The sequence below is a fragment of the Pseudarthrobacter sp. 1C304 genome, assembly GCF_052245515.1.
Lineage (GTDB): Bacteria > Actinomycetota > Actinomycetes > Actinomycetales > Micrococcaceae > Arthrobacter.
This window is the reverse complement of record NZ_JBQQCH010000002.1, coordinates 20,672-38,757: the sequence shown is the minus strand read 5'-3', so window position 1 is coordinate 38,757 and position 18,086 is coordinate 20,672. Positions and strand designations below refer to the sequence as shown.

Sequence of the window (18,086 nt, the reverse complement as noted above, 5' to 3'; positions counted from 1 at the left end):
TCCAAACAGCGGCCTTCCCAACAGGGTCCTGCCAGGAACCAGGGTCGGCCCCGGCCGACCATCCTCCGCCAGGTGCCGCCGGCGGCCCGGAAGCGGGCCGCTAGATGGAGTGGATCCTTCTCGCAGCGGGCCTGCTGCTCATCCTCGGAACCGGCTTCTTCGTGGCCGTCGAATTCTCGCTCGTCGCCCTTGACCAGGCCGCCGTCCAGCGGGCCGTGGATGACGGCGACACCGCCGCCGTACCCCTGCTCAAATGCCTCAAATCCCTGTCCACGCAACTCTCCAGCTGCCAGCTGGGCATCACCATCACCACGCTGCTCACCGGCTACGTGATGGAGCCGTCGGTCGGCAAGCTCCTGGAGGGCCCGCTGGCCGCCCTGGGGCTTCCGGAGGCCGCGATTTCCTCCGTATCGCTGATCCTTGCGATGGCGTTCGCCACGCTGCTCTCCATGCTGATCGGCGAGCTGGTGCCCAAGAACATGGCCATTGCGCTGTCGTTCCAGGTGGGCAAGGCGCTGGCCCGGCCGCAGCTGATCTTCACCGCGGTTTTCAAGCCGGCCATTGTGGTGCTCAACGGCTTCTCCAACAAGGTGCTCAACATCTTCGGCCTGGAAGCCAAGGAGGAGATTTCGGGGGCCCGGACCCCCGCCGAGCTGGCCTCCCTCGTCCGCCGGTCGGCGCAGATGGGAACACTCGACGCCGGCACCGCCAACTTCATCGACCGGACCCTGAAGTTCTCCGGCCGTACAGCGGCGGACGTGATGACGCCCCGGATCCGGGTTGAGACCATTGACGGCCACCAGCCGGTGTCCGACATCGTCGACGCGGCACGCCGCACGGGCTATTCACGGTTCCCCGTGATCGGGGAATCCGCTGACGACATCCGCGGCGTTGTGCACATCAAGAAGGCCATCGCCGTCCCCTCGGACCGGCGCGCCAACCTTGAAGCAGGCGCCATTATGACGGACGTGCTCCGGGTGCCGGAAACCATCCACCTCGACGCGCTCCTCGCGGAACTGCGTGAAGGGAACCTGCAGCTTGCGGTGGTTCTGGACGAGTACGGCGGAACCGCCGGCATCGCCACCCTGGAAGACCTGGTGGAGGAAATCGTCGGCGAAGTCGCTGACGAGCACGACAAGGTCCGGCCGGGGCTGCTGCAGAGCGCCTCGGGGGACTGGTACTTCCCGGGCCTGCTCCGCCCGGATGAACTCTCCGAACAGATCCCGGGCCTGACCGTGCCCGACGAGTCTGCCTACGAAACGGTGGGAGGCTACGTCATGAGCCAGCTGGGCAGGATCGCCACGGTAGGTGACACGGTCGACGTCGGCGGCGGCACCTTGAGTGTCACCCGCATGGACGGGCGGCGGATCGACCGGATCTGCTTCAAGCCGGCCCGTACCGTGGACGGCAACCACGCCGCCGGCCAGGTTGGTGCCGCATGAGCGACTGGGCCGGAATTCTGTGGCTTGTAGTGCTGCTGCTCGGCAACGCCTTCTTCGTCGGCGCCGAGTTTGCGGTCATGTCCGCCCGGCGCAGCCAGATCGAGCCCCTTGCCGAGGCGGGCTCCAAGCGCGCGCAGACCACCCTGCGCGCCATGGAGAACGTGTCGCTGATGCTGGCCTGCGCGCAGCTGGGCATCACTGTGTGTTCGCTGCTCATCCTCCAGGTGGCGGAACCGGCAATCCACCACCTGATGGTGGTGCCGCTGGAAGCCGTGGGCGTCCCGGCGGAAGTTGCGGACATTGCCGCGTTCGCCGTCGCCCTGCTGCTGGTCACCTTCCTGCACGTCACCATCGGCGAGATGGTCCCGAAGAACATTTCGGTGTCTGTGGCGGACAAAGCGGCCCTGCTGCTGGCGCCGCCGCTGATGTTCATCGCCCGCGTGGTAAAGCCGGTGATCGTGGCCCTCAACTGGTCCGCGAACCACATCCTGAAACTGATGCGGATCGAGCCCAAGGACGAGGTTGCGTCCTCCTTCACCCTGGAGGAGGTGCAGTCAATCGTGCAGGAGTCCACCCGCCACGGGCTGGTGGACGACGACGCCGGACTGATCACCGGGGCACTGGAGTTCTCGGACCAGACCGCCTCAAAGGTGATGGTGCCGCTGGACAAACTGGTGATGCTGAAGGCGACCACCACGCCGGTTGAATTTGAAAAGGCCGTGAGCAGGACCGGATTCTCCCGCTTTCCGATGCTGGACGATGACGGAATGCTCTCCGGCTACCTCCACATCAAGGATGTCCTGACCATTCCGGATGCGGCCTACCACCAGCCCATCGCGGAAAGCCACATCCGGTCCCTGGCGAACCTGTCCATGGACGACGAGATCGAGGATGCCATGTCCGTCATGCAGCGGACGGGATCCCACCTGGCCCGCGTCATCGGCCCGGGCGGCAACACCCAGGGCGTGCTGTTCCTCGAGGACGTCATCGAGGAACTCGTGGGCGAGATCAGGGACGCCACCCAGGCCACCGGCTACCGGAGGCTCGGCCAAGACCAGTAGCAGCGGCGGGACCACCGGTGTAGCCCTAAATAGGAATCATTCCCATTTAGGGCTACACTCGGACAAGTTGCTATTGCTCCTGATTCTCAATAACAGATCCGAGGTTTTCCCGTGCGCCGTCCTGCTGCCCGACCCATCGTTGCCGTCCTAGCCGGCCTGAGCGTCCTCCTGACAGCCTGCGGCCAGTCGGGGGAGAGCCCGCAGGGCAATACGGACGACGGCGTTGTCGACGTCGTGGCTTCCACCAGCGTTTACGGCGACATCGTCAGCAGCATCGGCGGCGACAAGGTGCGCGTCAATTCCATCATTGCCCGCACCAGCCAGGACCCGCACTCCTACGAGGCCACCACCCAGGACAAGCTGGCGGTCTCGAAGGCCGAACTGGTGGTGGAGAATGGCGGCGGGTACGACGGCTTCATCCACAAACTGGTGGACGATACGGGGCTGGACCACAACAGGGTCCTGAACGCGGTGGAGCTCTCCGGGCTGGTCCCGGAAGAAGAGGCCGGTGCTTCCCCTGAGGCCGAGGAGCACGGCCACGCCCATGAGGGCCTGAACGAGCACGTCTGGTACAGCCTGCCCGCCATGGCGCGGCTGGCGGATGCCGTGGCCGCCAAGCTGGGGGAACTCGAACCGTCCTCCGCCGAAACCTTCCGCAGCAACGCCGCGGCGCTCAAGGACTCACTCGGCGTCCTCGACACACGGCTTGCGGACATCAAGGCCTCCGCCGGCGAGGCTCCCGTTGCCGTGACCGAGCCCGTGCCGCTGTACATGCTTGAGGCGGCCGGCCTGGAAAACCAGACGCCGGCCGAGTACACCGCCGCCATCGAGGAGGACGCCGACGTTCCCCCCGCCGTGCTGAAGGCCGCCACCGACCTGATGGCATCAGGCAGCGTCAGGCTGCTGGCCTACAACCAGCAGACCGAAGGCCCGCAGACCGTAGCGGTCCGGGAGGCGGCCAACGCGGCCGGCGTCCCCGTGGTGAACTTCAGCGAGACGCTGCCGGACGCAAAGTCCTACGTGCAGTGGATGACGGAAAATGTCGACAATATTGCCAAGGCCCTGGCCTAAGATAAGCGGGACAGCGTCAGCAGGCTCCGCGCAGAATTCGAGGAAAACAAAAGGTGACACCCGTAGTGAGCCTCCGAGGGGCCTCCCTCGCGTTCGGTCAGCGGACGCTGTGGGAGGGCCTCGATCTGGACATCAACCCGGGTGAGTTCTTCGCTGTCCTCGGCCCTAACGGCAGCGGCAAAACGACGTTCCTCAAGGTGCTGCTGGGGCTGCAGGAGCTGAGTGCCGGCACGGCCACCCTTGCCGGGCGGCCGGTCCAGCGAGGCAACCGCGGCATCGGCTACATCCCGCAGCAGAAGTCCTTCGACCCGGACACGCCCCTGCGCGCCCGTGACCTCGTGGGGCTTGGCGTCGACGGCCACCGCTGGGGGGTCCGGCTCGGCGGGGCCAGGATCAACCGGCGGATCGACGAACTCCTCGAGCTCGTCGGGGCCGCCGACTACGCCAAGGTCCCGGTGGGCCAGCTCTCCGGCGGCGAGCAGCAGCGGCTGCGGGTTGCGCAGGCACTGGCCGCCGACCCCAGCGTGCTGCTCTGTGATGAACCCCTGTTGTCCCTGGACCTGCAGCACCAGCAGGCCGTCAGTGCCCTGATCAACAAGCAGTGCCACGACCAGGACAGTGCCGTGGTGTTCGTTACCCACGAGATCAACCCGATCATGGACTACGTGGACCGGGTGTTGTACCTGGCCGGCGGACGGTTCCGGGTGGGCCCGCCGGAGGAGGTCATGACCACTGAGGTGCTGTCGGACCTGTATGGCAGCCACGTTGAAGTGATCAAGGCCAACGGGCGGCTCATCGTCGTCGGACTTCCGGACGCCACCACCCACCACCACGAAGACGCGCACGCGGTGGCGGGGGAGGTGGGCTAGATGGATCTGGACAGCCTGCTCAATTCAATCTTCAACTTCGACAACTACGGCGACCTTCTGGTGCTGGTCCAGAACTCCCTCTGGGCTGGAGCGGTGCTGGGGCTGCTCGGCGGCCTCATGGGAACCTTCGTGATGAAGCGCGACCTGGCGTTTGCCGTGCACGGGATCTCCGAACTTTCATTCGCCGGCGCGGCCTTTGCCCTCCTGATCGGGGCCGACATCATCCTGGGCTCGCTGTTCGGGTCCGTGGTGGCCGCGCTGCTGCTGGGTCTGCTGGGCGTCCGCGCCCGGGACAAAAACTCGATCATCGGCGTCATCATGCCGTTTGGACTGGGCCTCGGCATCCTGTTCCTCTCGCTCTACGAGGGGCGTGCGGCCAACAAATTCGGCCTGCTGACCGGGCAGATCGTCTCGGTCGGCACCGTGCAGCTGCAGGTCCTGGCGGTCGCCGCGATTACCGTGATGATTGCCCTCGTGGCCATCTGGCGGCCCCTTAGCTTCGCCAGCGTGGACCCGGACGTGGCCTCGGCCCGCGGTGTGCCCGTGCGGGCCCTCGCACTCGGTTTTATGCTGCTGCTGGGCGTCAGCGTGGCGCTTTCCATCCAGATTGTCGGCGCCCTGCTGGTGCTGGCGCTGCTGATTACCCCTGCGGCGGCCGCCATGCGCGTGACGTCATCGCCCCGGCTGGTGGTGGTCCTGAGCGTCGCGTTTGCCGTTACGGCAACCGTGGGCGGCATCCTTCTGGCCCTGGGCGGGCGAATCCCCATCAGCCCCTATGTCACCACCCTGTCCTTCCTGATCTACGTCGTCTGCCGGATCATCGGCGGCGCCCGGGCCAAGCGCGGACTCAACGGGAGGGTGGTCCGCCCGCAGGCGGCGCCGGCCACCTGACCCCGGGGGCGTCCCGATCGGCGGGGACTTAATTGCGCGACTGCAAGTATGCACTTGTGCAGAGATTGCAGTTCTGCAATTATTGAGGCCATGACTGCCGCCGTTTCGCTGCCCCTCCGTGAGCGCAAAAAAGCCGAGACGTGGGCGGCGCTCCACGAGGCGGCCGCATCGCTGGCCCTGCAACACGGCGTCGAGCACACCACGGTTGAGGCCGTTGCGGCCAGCGCCGGCGTTTCCCCACGGACCTTCTTCAACTATTTCCAGGCGAAGGAAGACGCCATCCTGGGCCTGCGGGAGCCGGTCCTGGACGCGGCGTTGCTCTCGCAGGTTTCCCTCTCGGCAGACGATCTGGCGGACCAGGTCGCCAACCTCCTCATGGCGGTCGCCACGACAGCACTCGGGGGCGAGGACCGGGCACGCCGCCGCCAGTTGATCGCCCGGGATCCCCACCTGGGCCGCCGCCATATGGACTACATGGTCAAGGCCGAGAACCTTGTCTGCCAGGGACTGGCCGGCCTGCTGGCACAGGATCCCGGCTGGGCGGCCGGCGCCGAAGGGTTCAGCCCGGAGGAATCGGCGCGCATGCTGGTCATGCTCGCCGGCGTTCCCATCCGCTTCAAAATCACCTCCGCTGATTTCGACCCCGTCGAGGGGCTCTCCGCGGAAACCCTCCAGCCCTCGTTGGCACTCCTGCACCATTTGCTAAGGAAACTCTCATGACCACGCACACTGTCGCCGCCCCCGGGCCGGCCGGGGAAAAGCAGCACATGGTGCTGCTTTTCGTGGGCCTGATGCTCTCGATGCTTCTGGCGGCGCTCAACCAGACCGTGCTCAGCACGGCCCTGCCCACCATCGTGGGCGAACTCCACGGCGTCAGCGACATGCTCTGGGTTATCACCGCCTTCATTCTTGCCTCCACCATCACCATGCCCATCTACGGCAAACTCGGCGACCTGATGGGACGCAAGTCGCTGCTGATCGCCGCGATCATCCTGTTTATGATCGGGTCCGTCATTGGCGGCCTCGCCAACGACATGGGTGTGCTCATCGTCGCCCGTGTGGTGCAGGGCCTCGGCGGCGGCGGCCTGATGATCCTGTCGCAGGCCGTCATCGCCGACGTCGTGCCGCCCCGCGAACGCGGCAAGTACATGGGCATGATGGGTGGCGTCTTCGCCATCGCCTCCGTTGCCGGCCCCCTGCTGGGCGGCTGGTTCACCGAAGGTCCCGGCTGGCGCTGGGTGTTCTGGATCAACATCCCCCTCGGCCTGCTGGCCCTCGCCGGAGCCATCTTCTTCCTGAAGCTTCCCAAGCACAGCGGAAAGCCCCGGCTGGACTTTGGCGGAATGGTGCTGCTGGCGATCGCAACCACCTGCCTGGTGCTGTTCGCGACCTGGGGCGGCGGCAAGTACGAATGGAACGATCCGATCATCCTGGCACTGATCGCAGGCACGGTGCTCAGTGCGGTTGCCTTCGTTCTGGTGGAGCGACGCACGGCTGAGCCGATCATTCCGCTGCACCTGTTCAAGGACCTCAACTTCAACCTGTCCACGATCGCCGGCCTGCTGATCGGCGTCGCGATGTTCGGTGCCATCGGATACCTGCCCACCTATCTCCAGATGGCGTTCAGCGTCAATGCCACCGAATCCGGGCTGCTGATGATTCCGATGATGGGCGCGCTCCTTGTCGCCTCGGTGGTCTCCGGGCAGCTGGTCAGCCGCACGGGCCGCTACAAGTGGATGCCGATTGCCGGCGGCGTGCTGGTGGCCGTCGCCCTCGTGCTACTCTCCACCCTCAAGCCGGAGGCGCCGCTCTGGGAAATCTGCGCGTACCTCGCCGTGATGGGTCTGGGGCTGGGCCTGAGCATGCAGATCATGGTCCTGATCGTGCAGAACTCGTTCCCGCTGCGCGAAGTCGGCACCGCAACGGCGTCGAACAATTTCTTCCGGCAGATCGGCGCCACCCTCGGCTCAGCCGTCGTGGGAAGCCTCTTCGCGAGCCGGCTGGCCGAGCTCCTCGCCGAGCGGCTGCCGGCCGCGGCAACCGGGGGCGGCACCCCGGGAGGATCAAACTCGCTGACGCCGGCCCTGGTCAGCCAGCTTCCGGCGCCGGTCAAGGAGGCCATCATTTCCTCCTACAACGACGCGCTGACGCCCATTTTCGTTTGGATGGTGCCGCTGGCGCTGGCAGCGGCGGCGCTGATGTGCTTCGTCAAGCCGAAGCCGTTGGCCACCGCCATTGAGCACGACGTCCTGCCCGAATCCATCGCGGAGGGCAACATCCTCATCACCGCCGACGACGCCGACCAGCCGCTCGCTCCTGCCGGCCGCCCGAAGGGCTAGGAGCCGCTCCGGGCGGTGCAGTCCGGGCACAGCCCGAAAATCTCGACGGTGTGTTCCACCGCGGTGAAGCCGTGTTCGGCTGCCGTCCGCGCGGCCCAGGCCTCGACGGCGGGCGCCTCGATTTCCACGGCCTTGCCGCAGCTGCGGCACAGCAGATGGTGGTGGTGGCCGGTGTCGGCACAGCGCCGGTACACGGCCTCGCCGTCGGCGTTCCGGAGGACATCCACCTGGCCCTCGTCCGCGAGGGACTGCAGGATCCGGTATGACGTGGCCAGGGACACCGAGGTGCCGCGGTCCTGCAGGATGCGGTGCAGTTCCTGGGTGCTGACGAAATCGGTCAGTTCGTCCAGGGCGGCACTGACCGCCAGCCGCTGCTTCGTGACCCGCTGCTCCTTGGCCGCGGCGGGTGCCGGCGCCGTGGTCCGGCGGCCGGCGGCTGTGACGCCGTGGGACATCGTGGAACTCGCTTCACTGGTGGTCTCGGTACGGGGTGGTGGCAAGGTTCCAGATTACCAGCAGGCCCCGTGGACACTGCAGGCGCAGGACCCTAGGCTGGCCAGATGTTGCTGACGAAGTTTACGCATGCGTGTGTCCGGCTGGAGCAGGACGGGAGGGTGCTGGTCTTTGATCCGGGGAACTTCTCCGAGACGGAGCAGGCCCTCGACGGCGCGGATGCCGTCCTGATCACCCACGAGCATCCGGACCACATCGACGTCGACGTCGTCACCTCCGCCTTGCAGGAGGTCCGTTCCCTGCAGCTCTTCGCGCCGGCCGGGGTCGCGGCGCAGCTGCGCGGGAAAGTGCCCGACGCCGGGCAGCGGATCCATACGGTGGCCCCCGGCGAGGACTTCGAAGCTGCCGGGCTCTCCGTCCGGTGCTTTGGCGGCCAGCACGCGCTGATCCATCCGCAGATTCCGGTGGTGGCCAACATCGGCTACTTCGTGGATTCCAATGTGTACCACCCGGGGGACTCGTTTGTTGTGCCCGACGGCGTGAAGGTGCAGACGTTGCTGGTGCCGATCCACGCACCGTGGAACAAGGTGGGGGAGGTGGTGGACTTCGTGATCGGCGTCCGCGCGCCGAAGGCCTTCCCCATCCACGACGCCTTGCTCAACGAGAACGGACGCGGGCTGGTGGAAGGGCACGTGACCCGGTTCGGAGCCAAGTACGGCACCGAATACCGGCACCTCTCCAGCGGCGACACGGTGGAGGTCTAAGGCCGTAAGGGCCTAGGGCGTGTCTCCTTAATTGGCGTAGCCAGATTGGTGCTCGTGCTTGGTCGCGCGGAGCTCGAGCACAACCACCTCCGCCTCGTCGAGTTCATCGACGACGAGGTCAAGGTGCATCTGCTGCGGCATCTCCTGGCCGGGCCATTGCGGCGGCGTGAACGACTCCACCTTCTGGAAGTTGATCGAATCGCCGTACTCGGCGCGGACAAAGGCAGGGTAGCTCCGGCTCAGCGGTCGAGGTAGGAGCGTTTAAGATCTTCCGACGCAGCGCTGGCGTGACGAGCCACCAGGCATCGGGGAGTCCTGGAGCGGCTGAGCAGGCATACCGGACCGGCAGAGAGGAGAGACCGTTCCGGTACGGGACGCCAGGAGGCCCTTCCGCTCCTCGCCGGACAGGGCGCCACGCTCGTTCGGCCAAACAAAGGGGCCGGACCATGCCGGGCATTCCCGTCAGAGACGCTGCAGATACGCCAGGTCAAGCAAGTGGCCCCCGCACCTAATGGTGCGGAGGCCACTTACGCACAACAGTTACCTTGCGAATTCAGCGGGTAGTTCTAGGGCCCTCTTGTGACTAAGCGGTCCTCCGGCTGTGACGAGGGGCCGTTGGCAAACTGCGACTGGACGGCCGCGGCGACTTCGTCGGCTACGTGGTCTTTGTACTGCTCCTCAATGGAATCCTGGACCTGTTCGGATACCTGGGCTGTCAGTTGCTCACGGGCCAGCTTCCTTTGGGCACGCATGAGCATGGCGTGTTCCTGGTGGAACGCTTTGGCCGTGGCAACGCACATCATCAGAATGACTACGCTGAAAGGCACCGCGGTAAGAATCGCGGCGGTCTGTATAGCCGCGAGTCCGTTGGCCACGAGCAGGGCGATTGCTACCGCTGCGGCGGAGAGCGCCCAAAAGATACGGATCCAGTTCTTCGGTTCGACGTCTCCGCCGGTCGAGATCATGCTCATGACCAGTGCACCGGAGTCAGCGGAGGTGATGAAAAAGATTGCGATCAGGAGGACTGCACCGATGGTGAGTATGGTCCCACCGGGAAGTCCGCCGAGCATACCGAAGAGCGCACCTTCAGTATCAACGGTGCCATCCGGGCCGACCAACCCGCCGCCTCCGAAGAGCTCGCGGTGGATGGCGGTGCCGCCCATAACAGCGAACCAGAGGAACCCGACGGTGCTGGGGACCAGCAGGACACCGGCGACGAATTGACGGACGGTGCGGCCTTTGGAGATGCGGGCGATGAAGATGCCGACGAACGGGGCCCATGAAATCCACCAGCCCCAATAGAACGTGGTCCAGGCCGCCTGCCAAGCTTCGCCCTCGGCTCCGGAGAACGCGAGCGTATTGAACGTCAGGCCTACAACGTTCTGCAGGTAGCTGCCGACGGATTGCACGAACTCACGGAGCAGGAACAGGGTGGGGCCGGTGAAGAGTACGAAGACCAGCAGCGCACCGGCGAGGATGAGGTTGGTGTTGGACAGCCACTTCATGCCTTTGCCCACGCCTGAGACGAGCGAGACGATGGTCAGGGTGATGATGCACAGGATCAGCCCGATCTGGGTCATCTGGGTGGCCTGCATGATGTTGGCTTCTTCAAGTCCCGCTGATATCTGCAGGACGCCCAGTCCCAGGGAGGTCGCTACACCGAAGAGGGTGCCGACGAGGGCGACAACGTCGATGAGGTTGCCCCAGCCCCCGGCGACGCGTCGGGTGCCCAGCAGGGGCTCCAGGGTCCAGCGGATGGAGATGGGCCGGTCTTTGCGGTGGACGGCGTAGGCGATGGAAACGCCCACGACGACGTAGATGGCCCAGGCGTGCAATCCCCAGTGGAGGAATGTCTGTGTCATGGCCTGCTGGGCGATCTGGATCGGCGTGCCCTCGACGCCCGGCCGCGGCGAAGCGAAATGGTTCAGGGGTTCGGCGACACCAAAAAAGACAAGACCGATGCCCATCCCCGCGGCGAACAGAAGTGCGAACCAGGACATGATTGAGAATTCCGGTTCATCGTCGTCCTGGCCGAGCTTGATATCACCGTAGCGGCTGAGCCCGATCCAGAGAGCGAAGGCAACGAAGACGGCGACGGACGCGACGTAGTACCAGCCGAACCACTTGATGACGTTGCTCTGGATGGAACTGAACATGTCTGTCGCTGTTGCGGGGAACAGGATGGCAAAAAGTGCGAAGACCAGGATGATGCTGGCTGCGGGCCAGAAGACCCACTTGTCGATGCTCTTCCCCGGTTGTGACGAGTTCGCGGGCGGTTCCCGGTCCACCCGGGTGTTGACCCCGGACTCCTTCGATTCATTCGGGGGTCGTTGATCGGTACTGGAGCCTGGTGTGGCAGACATTCCCATTTTCTCCTCCTGCGCTGTTAGGCGCTCAGACTGCTCTGACGGATATTTCTTCTGTGGGCGTTTTGTGCAGCATCAAAGTCTACGGATCACGTCTCCCACGAAGGCCATCCATATCCGAAATCGCTGGTACCGATGCCCGATTGAGACGTTAGCGTCGCCACCATGAACTTGATGGGCATTCCCTGAAAGGGCCGACGGGTCAGTCAGATCACCCGCCGGTATCAACGCCGAGAACGTCATGCCACCGCCGCTGCTGCTTCTATGCGGTGCTGGAAATGTCCTTCCGGCGCTCCTAATTCGTCGCTGATTTCCTCCGGGAATTTCCCGCCCCTTGCCCTGCGGGTAGACAGGCCTCTGTCGGCCACAGCTCCGCAAGCTTCGCCAGCAGCCACAACAACGGGGGAGAGGGAAAGCTGGCCGGTCACCTTAGGCGGACCAGGTTCCCGTGGCGAAGAATTCCCGGATGGCCGCTTCGTGCGGGGCGGGGTCCAGGCCCTGGGACTGGAGCCACTCCGGGCTGTAGTAGTTCCCGGCGTAGCGGTCTCCGCCGTCGCACATCAGCGACACTACGCTGCCCCGGCGGCCCTCCCTGATCATCTCCGCGATGAGCTGCCAGACGCCCCACAGGTTGGTGCCGGTGGACGGGCCCGCGTGCAGGCCGGCGTACTGGTGCAGATGCCGCATCGCAGCCACCGAGGCAGCATCCGGGACCTGGACCATGTGGTCGATGACGGCCGGCACGAAGCTGGGTTCCAGCCGGGCCCGCCCGATCCCCTCGATCCTCGACGGCTGGCCGGCAGCCTGGGCTCCGCCGCCGGAAGGTCCGCGGTTTTCCAGCCAGCCGGGGTAAAATGCCGAGTTCTCCGGGTCCACGACGGCGAGCCCGGTGTTATGGCGGTGGTAGCGGAGGTAACGGCCGATGGTGGCGCTGGTGCCCCCGGTGCCGGCGCCCACGACGATCCACCGGGGGATCGGGTGCTCCTCGAGGGCAAGCTGGCCAAAGATCGATTCGGCGATGTTGTTGTTGCCCCGCCAGTCCGTGGCCCGCTCGGCGTAGGTGAACTGGTCCATGTAGTGGCCGTTCGTGCGCCGGGCGAGGTCTGCGGCGGCGTCGTAGACCTCGGAGGCATGATCCACCAGCAGGCAGGAGCCGCCGAACTGTTCGATCAGGGCGATCTTCTCGCGGCTGGTGGTCCGGGCCATCACCGCAATAAACGGCAGCCCCAGCAGCTGGGCAAAATACGCCTCCGAGACGGCCGTGCTGCCGCTGGACGCCTCCACGATGGTGGTGCCCTCAGAGATCCAGCCGTTGACCAGCCCAAAGAGGAACAGCGAGCGGGCCAGACGGTGCTTCAGGCTGCCGGTTCGGTGCGTTGACTCGTCCTTGAGGTACAGCTGCACGCCCCAGTGTTCCGGCAGCGGGACCGAGTACAGGTGTGTATCCGCGGACCGGTTGTTCTCGGCGTTGATGCGGCGGATGGCCTCGTCGGCCCAGGCCCGGTCCTGCTGCAGTGCTCTTATCACCGCACCAGCCTACCCGCGGCGACGGGACCCTACTGGATAGAGTGGGCGGATGCAGACCCTCATGGACGTTGCCACGCTCAAGGACCGCCTGGACGGCGCCGCGGCCACCGGCCGGCGGACGGTGTTGTTGGATGTGCGGTGGGCCCTCGGCGACCCGCACGGCCGGGAGCACTACCTCGCGGAACACCTGCCCGGTGCTGTCTTCGTGGACCTCGCCACTGAACTGGCCGGCCCCGCGGACCCAAGCCGCGGGCGACATCCGCTCCCGTCCCTCGAGCAGTTCCAGGTATCTGCCCGGTCCTGGGGCATCCGCACGGGCGACGCGGTGGTGGCTTATGACGACAGTGGCAACCTGGCCGCCGCCCGGGCCTGGTGGATGCTGCGGAACGCCGGTCTGCAGGAGGTTTACCTGCTCGACGGCGGCCTGGCCGCCTGGCGCGCAGCGGGCTTCGACGTCGAAAGCGGCGATCAGAAGGTGGAGCCCGGTGACGTGGTGCTCACGGACGGTGCGCTGCCTGTGGTCGACGCCGGGCAGGCCGCTTCCTGGGGCCGTCAGGGACTGCTGCTGGATGCCCGGGCGGGGGAGCGGTACCGAGGGGAATTCGAACCGGTGGACCCCCGGGCGGGCCACATTCCGGGGGCAGTCAGCGCGCCCACCACCGACAACCTGGGGTCTGACGGCAGGTTCCTGTCCGCCGCCGCGCTGCGGGAACGGTTCACCGGCCTCGGGGTGCGGGCAGACGTTCCCACCGCCGTCTATTGCGGCTCCGGGGTCACGGCGGCCCACGAAGTTGCGGCTCTGGAAATCGCCGGATTCCCTGCGGCGCTGTATCCCGGGTCGTTTTCCGAATGGTCCAACAACGAAGCAAACGACGTGGTGACCGGAGCCGAGCCGTACCCGGCCGGAGACGCCGCACGATAGACCGCGACCCGGCTTGGGACGCGGCACGATAGACCACGGAAAACAGCGGGCTTGGGACCCGGTGCTGGCGGGCTTCCGCGTGACGTTCCCGCCCGGTTGCTCCTCACCTGATCACGCACCCATCCCAGGGAAGCGCGGGATTCCACGGTTCTCTGGTGGGGCGTGGGGAAGTATCAGCGAAGGAACTGGGCGGGAGCGCAGGCTGGACGGCTGCCTCAGGCCGCCGGCAGGACGGCCCTGCGTCTGCACCTGACGGCCTTCAGGTGGTGCCGGAACTTGCGGCGGCGACGGCTGGTGTCTGCGGCACCGGGTATCGGCGCAGCCGTTTCGGGCAGGGCCGGGTTGGTTATCCGGGTGTCGGTTTCAGGGGTCCCGGGAAGTGGTGGTGCGGTGGAGTGGTAGGTGTGGCCGGTGGGGGTCTGGATTTGGAGGGTGTGTCTGGGGCCGGGGCGGGGTTTGACGTTCCAGCCGGGGGTTTCTTTGGTGTGGTTGCAGGCTTCGCAGAGTCCGGCGCCGTTGGCGGCGGTGGTTTCGCCGCCATTGTGCCAGGGGTTGATGTGGTCCAGGTGCCGGATGGGCGCGTCGCAGTAGGGCGTGCGGCAGGTGGCGTCCCGGACTGTCACGAAACGGCGCAGCCCGGGCGGAAAGATCCTTGCGCGGGAGTCGAGTGCGACCAGGTCCCCGGTGCCGGGGGCGGTGTAGAGCCGCCGGAGCCAGACGCGCAGGTCCTCGTGCGGGTCGGTGTCGGTGCCTGTATCCGATTCCGTGGCGGTTCCCCTGTCCGGTCCCGCGTCGGTTCCTGTCGGCGGTGCGGTTTCGGCTCCCGCCTCCGGTCCGGCGGCGGGTCCTCCTCTTTTGAGCAGTTCCCGGGCCCAGCCGGCGGGGACGATGCCGTAGCCGGGGAGGCGGGCGGGTTCGGCGTCTGCTTGGAGGAGGGTGCGGTCGGTCATGACGAGCTGGATTTCGATGCCGGTGATCCCGCCGGGGGTGCCGGTGGTGCGTTCGACGAGGGCGTCGGCTTTGAGCTGGCCGCGGGTTCTGGGGTCTCCGGCGGCGCGGGCGGTGTCGGCGTGCCGGGTCAGGGCGGCGTACACGGCGACCCCGGCGGAGGCGGGGAGCAGGGCGGTGAGGTAGCACATGGTGTCCGGGGCCGGGCGGAGGGTCACGGTCCGTTCGGTCGCGGCGTGGGCGGCGCGCTGGGTGACGGTGCGGGGGTCCCGCCGGTACGCCGCGGCCCGCGCCGCGGCGATGATCTGCCGGTCCCCGGCGCCGTCGAAGGTTCCGGTGTCGGCGGCGAGCTCTTCATCGACGGCGGCCCGGTCCTCCGCGGACAGGGCCGCGGTTTCCTTCACGAGCAGGGTGGCGCGCCATTCGTTGACCTGCCCGGCCTCCAGCGCCGCCAGGGTGCGGGGCATTTCGGTGACCAGGGCTTTCGCCAGGCCCAGGAGCCGGCCGCCCTTGGCCGGGGACTCGCGTCGGGCCAGGGCGATCTGCGCCGCGACACCGGCGCCGAGCTGGTCCGCGGGCATCCCGGCGGCGGCCTGTTTCCGACGCTGGACCAGATCGAAAGCGACCGACAGCCGTGCCTGCCGGGCAGACATCGCAGACTTCTCATCCTCAAGTTCCCGGATCTCAGCAATCAACGCGGCACTCTCACGGTCGAAACTGTCACTGGCGGCGCCCTCGTGTCCGGCCCGGCCCAGTCCAGTCCCGCCTCCAACCCCGCCCGCCTGGGCACTTTCCAGCCCAACGCCGCCCGTAGCCGAAACGTCCGGAAGGCTGACGGCCACCCGGGGCAGGTCCGCGACCATCCCGCCCGCCGGCCCAAATGCCTCTGGATCCCGCCTGTTCTCCATGATGCAAGGCTACTTTCGAGCACTGACATTTAACGGCGAACCAACGCGGGCGGACAGGCAACACGTCACAAGCTCCGCCCGGCAAGCGGCCGGCAAGCCGGCGCCCGCCGGCAAGCACCAGTTCCGAGATTGCCCTGCTGCCGGTTGGCGGGCACCAGCATCCGTCGCCCGCCCCGGCTTCTGCCAGCTGTCCATGAATCCAGTGTCCCTGCGACGTCGCTGCGACCACCGACAATTTCCGGCCTCAAACGGCGCCGCCGCAGTCCGGCAATGGACTGGCCATAATGTAGCGAGCCCGGGCCCCTTACTGTCGCGGAGTGCGCTCGTCGGCGTACTCGACCGGCCACACCACCTCGAAGCGCTCGAACACGATCTCGTCGGATTCGGACCATTCACGCCCGTTGGCGGCGGCGACACGCATCCAGTACCGGCGGTGTTCGCGCTGCCAGCTGTCCAGAGACAGGTCATCCTCGCCCTCGTCCCGGGCAAAGGCCGCGTCGGCGCTGGTGAACGGCCCGATCCGGAGTTCCGTGCTGCGGATGATGATGCGGGGCACCCCGTCGCCGTCGCACGCGATCCAGTGGGCTCCGATGCGGGGCACCTGGTCGCCGCGGGCGATGAAGTCAGCGACGAGTTCCGCCGTCGCGCGCTTTCGTCCACTGAGGACCAGGCCAAGGAGTTCGTTGGCGAGCCGCCGTGAATCACCGAAGTGCTCCACCGTGTACTCCGGCGACGCGGCAACAGCCCCGGGGCGGGCGGCGGCGTAGTCCTCCCACATTCGATCAGCGGCGTATCGGTCTACTGGGGCGGCGGGCTGGGTATGCACCTGCCTATCCTCGCAGGCGCGGAGCGGAAGCAGCCCGCAGTCGACGCCGGGCAGCATCCACGCCGAGCGGGCCGCGGTTCCGGTTGGAGAACTTCCGCCGCCCGGGTTAGCGTCAACTCATGACTCCTGGACGTCCCGTACCGCCGCCCCTCGCCAAGCCCCTGCCTGATCTCGGCACAACGCCGGTCGCCGAAGGCCCGCGCCTTGCCGCCGCCTACGGCGCGACAGCAAGCGACAGCGGCCTGGTTCCCCTGACCGTCGCGCGCCGGGAGCCCAAAGCGGACGACGTCGAGATCGCCATCGAATACTGCGGGCTCTGCCACTCGGACGTCCACGCCACCCGGGGCGAATGGGGCAACCAGAACTACCCGCTGGTCCCCGGCCATGAAATCGTGGGCCGGGTCAGCCGTGTCGGCTCCGCCGTCGAGGACTTCACCCCGGGTGAGCGGGTGGGCGTCGGCTGCCTGGTCGATTCCTGCCGCGAATGCGACAGCTGCCTCGACGGCCTGGAGCAATACTGCGAAAACGGCATGACCGGGACCTACGGTGCAAAGGACCGCCGCAACGGGGACACCATCACCCAGGGCGGCTACGCCACGTCCATCGTCGTCGACCGCCGCTACGTGCTGCACGTCCCGGAGAGCCTGGACCCCGCCGCCGCGGCGCCGCTGCTGTGCGCCGGCATCACCACCTACTCGCCGCTGCGCCACTTCGACGTCGAGGAGGGCGACGTCGTCGGCGTCGTCGGTCTGGGCGGCCTGGGGCACATGGCCGTGAAACTGGCAAAGGCCATGGGGGCCGAGGTCAAGGTGTTCACCACGTCGGAGTCCAAAATCGCCGCGGCCCGGGAACTCGGCGCGGATGACGTCATCCTCTCAAGCGACGAGGCCGCGATGGACGCCGCGAACCGGAGCATCGACGTCATCATCGACACTGTCGCAGCGCCGCACGACCTCAACCCGTACTTCCGCACCCTGCGTGTGGACGGGGCCCTCTTCCAGCTCGGGCTCCCCTCGGAGGACATGCCGCCGGTGAACCCCGGGGCGCTGATCCGGCGCCGCATCGCGTACGCCGGGTCGCTGATCGGCGGCATCGCCGAGACGCAGGAGATGCTGGACTTCTGCGCCGAACACGGCGTGATCTCCGACGTCGAGGTGGTGGCCGCGGACCAGCTCAACGAGGCCTACGACCGCATGGTGGCCGGAGATGTGAAGTACCGTTTTGTCCTGGACACCAGCACCCTCGGAACACCCTCGGAAAGGGCAGACGCATGAGCACTCTCTTCACCCGGATCATCAACGGCGAGATTCCCGGCCGCTTCGTCTGGCGGGAGGACGACGTCGTGGCGTTCCTGACGGTGGGCCCTCTCGCCGACGGCCACACCCTGGTGGTTCCCACCGAGGAAGTGGACCGCTGGACTGACGCCTCGCCGGAACTGCTGGCCCGGGTGATGCAGGTGGCGCAGACAATCGGCGCCGTCCAGGTCGAGGTGTTCGGCGCGGCGCGTGCCGGCCTGATTGTGGCCGGCTACGAAATTAACCACCTGCACGTCCACGTGTGGCCGTCCAACACCATGGCGGACTTTGACTTCGGCTCGGTGGACCAGAACCCCGATCCGGCGCGGCTTGACGCCAACGCCGAGAAGCTCCGCGAGGGCCTCCGCAACGCCGGGCACACCGCCCACGTGCCGCAGGCCTAA

The 18,086-nt window shown here is 66.9% G+C and carries 17 protein-coding genes; 11 read left to right on the top strand and 6 right to left on the bottom strand.

Going from position 1 to position 18,086, the window contains the following annotated elements:
• Window positions 1–104: 104 nt before the first annotated feature.
• The 7 genes from ACTWQD_RS04250 (at window position 105) to ACTWQD_RS04220 (ending at window position 7,673) form a co-directional block, all read left to right on the top strand.
• Entirely contained in the window at window positions 105–1,442 is a 1,338-nt protein-coding gene (locus ACTWQD_RS04250) for a hemolysin family protein (protein ID WP_443194951.1), read from the top strand.
• Entirely contained in the window at window positions 1,439–2,503 is a 1,065-nt protein-coding gene (locus tag ACTWQD_RS04245) for a hemolysin family protein (protein ID WP_443194950.1), read from the top strand. The genes ACTWQD_RS04250 and ACTWQD_RS04245 overlap by 4 nt, the downstream gene beginning before the upstream one ends.
• A gap of 111 nt (window positions 2,504–2,614) precedes the next feature.
• A complete protein-coding gene (locus ACTWQD_RS04240; protein WP_443194949.1) occupies window positions 2,615–3,574 on the top strand; it encodes a metal ABC transporter solute-binding protein, Zn/Mn family in 960 nt (319 codons plus the stop codon).
• Window positions 3,575–3,627: 53 nt separating this feature from the next.
• Window positions 3,628–4,443 carry a metal ABC transporter ATP-binding protein gene (locus tag ACTWQD_RS04235; RefSeq protein ID WP_443194948.1) on the top strand — a complete coding sequence of 272 codons (816 nt, stop codon included), beginning with the start codon at window positions 3,628–3,630 and terminating at the stop codon, window positions 4,441–4,443.
• Window positions 4,444–5,334, top strand: coding sequence for a metal ABC transporter permease (locus ACTWQD_RS04230; protein WP_443194947.1), 891 nt, complete (start codon window positions 4,444–4,446; stop codon window positions 5,332–5,334).
• Between the two features lie 90 nt (window positions 5,335–5,424).
• The gene (locus tag ACTWQD_RS04225) at window positions 5,425–6,054 is read left to right on the top strand and encodes a TetR/AcrR family transcriptional regulator (RefSeq protein WP_443194946.1); all 630 of its coding nucleotides are present in this window, start codon (window positions 5,425–5,427) and stop codon (window positions 6,052–6,054) included.
• Complete coding sequence (locus tag ACTWQD_RS04220; protein ID WP_443194945.1) at window positions 6,051–7,673, top strand: MDR family MFS transporter; 1,623 nt, start codon at window positions 6,051–6,053, stop codon at window positions 7,671–7,673. The genes ACTWQD_RS04225 and ACTWQD_RS04220 overlap by 4 nt, the downstream gene beginning before the upstream one ends.
• Here the strand turns inward: ACTWQD_RS04220 and ACTWQD_RS04215 are convergent.
• Window positions 7,670–8,128: a Fur family transcriptional regulator gene (locus ACTWQD_RS04215; protein ID WP_443195516.1), complete on the bottom strand. Its 459-nt coding sequence runs from the start codon at window positions 8,126–8,128 to the stop codon at window positions 7,670–7,672. The genes ACTWQD_RS04220 and ACTWQD_RS04215 overlap by 4 nt on opposite strands.
• Window positions 8,129–8,233: 105 nt before the next feature.
• On the opposite strand from ACTWQD_RS04215, the gene ACTWQD_RS04210 reads away from it, so the two are divergent.
• Window positions 8,234–8,890: an MBL fold metallo-hydrolase gene (locus ACTWQD_RS04210; protein WP_443194944.1), complete on the top strand. Its 657-nt coding sequence runs from the start codon at window positions 8,234–8,236 to the stop codon at window positions 8,888–8,890.
• A 27-nt stretch (window positions 8,891–8,917) separates the two neighbouring features.
• On the opposite strand, the gene ACTWQD_RS04205 is transcribed toward ACTWQD_RS04210, so the two are convergent.
• The 3 genes from ACTWQD_RS04205 to ACTWQD_RS04195 all read right to left on the bottom strand — a co-directional run bounded on the left by ACTWQD_RS04205 (window position 8,918) and on the right by ACTWQD_RS04195 (window position 12,783).
• Complete coding sequence (locus ACTWQD_RS04205) at window positions 8,918–9,133, bottom strand: VOC family protein (protein ID WP_443195515.1); 216 nt, start codon at window positions 9,131–9,133, stop codon at window positions 8,918–8,920.
• Window positions 9,134–9,456: 323 nt separating this feature from the next.
• Window positions 9,457–11,253: a BCCT family transporter gene (locus tag ACTWQD_RS04200; RefSeq protein ID WP_443194943.1), complete on the bottom strand. Its 1,797-nt coding sequence runs from the start codon at window positions 11,251–11,253 to the stop codon at window positions 9,457–9,459.
• 432 nt (window positions 11,254–11,685) lie between these two features.
• Complete coding sequence (locus ACTWQD_RS04195; RefSeq protein ID WP_443194942.1) at window positions 11,686–12,783, bottom strand: PLP-dependent cysteine synthase family protein; 1,098 nt, start codon at window positions 12,781–12,783, stop codon at window positions 11,686–11,688.
• 49 nt (window positions 12,784–12,832) lie between these two features.
• On the opposite strand from ACTWQD_RS04195, the gene ACTWQD_RS04190 reads away from it, so the two are divergent.
• The gene (locus tag ACTWQD_RS04190; protein WP_443194941.1) at window positions 12,833–13,705 is read left to right on the top strand and encodes a sulfurtransferase; all 873 of its coding nucleotides are present in this window, start codon (window positions 12,833–12,835) and stop codon (window positions 13,703–13,705) included.
• 215 nt (window positions 13,706–13,920) lie between these two features.
• On the opposite strand, the gene ACTWQD_RS04185 is transcribed toward ACTWQD_RS04190, so the two are convergent.
• Window positions 13,921–15,306 carry a DUF222 domain-containing protein gene (locus tag ACTWQD_RS04185; protein ID WP_443195514.1) on the bottom strand — a complete coding sequence of 462 codons (1,386 nt, stop codon included), beginning with the start codon at window positions 15,304–15,306 and terminating at the stop codon, window positions 13,921–13,923.
• 559 nt (window positions 15,307–15,865) lie between these two features.
• Window positions 15,866–16,339, bottom strand: a complete 474-nt coding sequence (locus ACTWQD_RS04180; RefSeq protein WP_443195513.1) for an ASCH domain-containing protein — start codon at window positions 16,337–16,339, stop codon at window positions 15,866–15,868.
• A 167-nt stretch (window positions 16,340–16,506) separates the two neighbouring features.
• Here ACTWQD_RS04180 and ACTWQD_RS04175 point away from each other — a divergent pair, with 167 nt between their 5' ends.
• Window positions 16,507–17,661, top strand: coding sequence for an NAD(P)-dependent alcohol dehydrogenase (locus ACTWQD_RS04175; protein ID WP_443194940.1), 1,155 nt, complete (start codon window positions 16,507–16,509; stop codon window positions 17,659–17,661).
• A complete protein-coding gene (locus tag ACTWQD_RS04170; protein ID WP_443194939.1) occupies window positions 17,658–18,086 on the top strand; it encodes an HIT family protein in 429 nt (142 codons plus the stop codon). The genes ACTWQD_RS04175 and ACTWQD_RS04170 overlap by 4 nt, the downstream gene beginning before the upstream one ends.

Coding starts and splice junctions, on each gene's coding strand:
- ACTWQD_RS04250 (WP_443194951.1), top strand. CDS start 105: ATGGAGTGGATCCTTCTCGCAGCGGGCCTGCTGCTCATCCTCGGAACC.
- ACTWQD_RS04245 (WP_443194950.1), top strand. CDS start 1,439: ATGAGCGACTGGGCCGGAATTCTGTGGCTTGTAGTGCTGCTGCTCGGC.
- ACTWQD_RS04230 (WP_443194947.1), top strand. CDS start 4,444: ATGGATCTGGACAGCCTGCTCAATTCAATCTTCAACTTCGACAACTAC.
- ACTWQD_RS04225 (WP_443194946.1), top strand. CDS start 5,425: ATGACTGCCGCCGTTTCGCTGCCCCTCCGTGAGCGCAAAAAAGCCGAG.
- ACTWQD_RS04220 (WP_443194945.1), top strand. CDS start 6,051: ATGACCACGCACACTGTCGCCGCCCCCGGGCCGGCCGGGGAAAAGCAG.
- ACTWQD_RS04215 (WP_443195516.1), bottom strand. CDS start 8,128: ATGTCCCACGGCGTCACAGCCGCCGGCCGCCGGACCACGGCGCCGGCA.
- ACTWQD_RS04210 (WP_443194944.1), top strand. CDS start 8,234: ATGTTGCTGACGAAGTTTACGCATGCGTGTGTCCGGCTGGAGCAGGAC.
- ACTWQD_RS04200 (WP_443194943.1), bottom strand. CDS start 11,253: ATGTCTGCCACACCAGGCTCCAGTACCGATCAACGACCCCCGAATGAA.
- ACTWQD_RS04190 (WP_443194941.1), top strand. CDS start 12,833: ATGCAGACCCTCATGGACGTTGCCACGCTCAAGGACCGCCTGGACGGC.
- ACTWQD_RS04185 (WP_443195514.1), bottom strand. CDS start 15,306: ATGTCTGCCCGGCAGGCACGGCTGTCGGTCGCTTTCGATCTGGTCCAG.
- ACTWQD_RS04180 (WP_443195513.1), bottom strand. CDS start 16,339: ATGTGGGAGGACTACGCCGCCGCCCGCCCCGGGGCTGTTGCCGCGTCG.
- ACTWQD_RS04175 (WP_443194940.1), top strand. CDS start 16,507: ATGACTCCTGGACGTCCCGTACCGCCGCCCCTCGCCAAGCCCCTGCCT.
- ACTWQD_RS04170 (WP_443194939.1), top strand. CDS start 17,658: ATGAGCACTCTCTTCACCCGGATCATCAACGGCGAGATTCCCGGCCGC.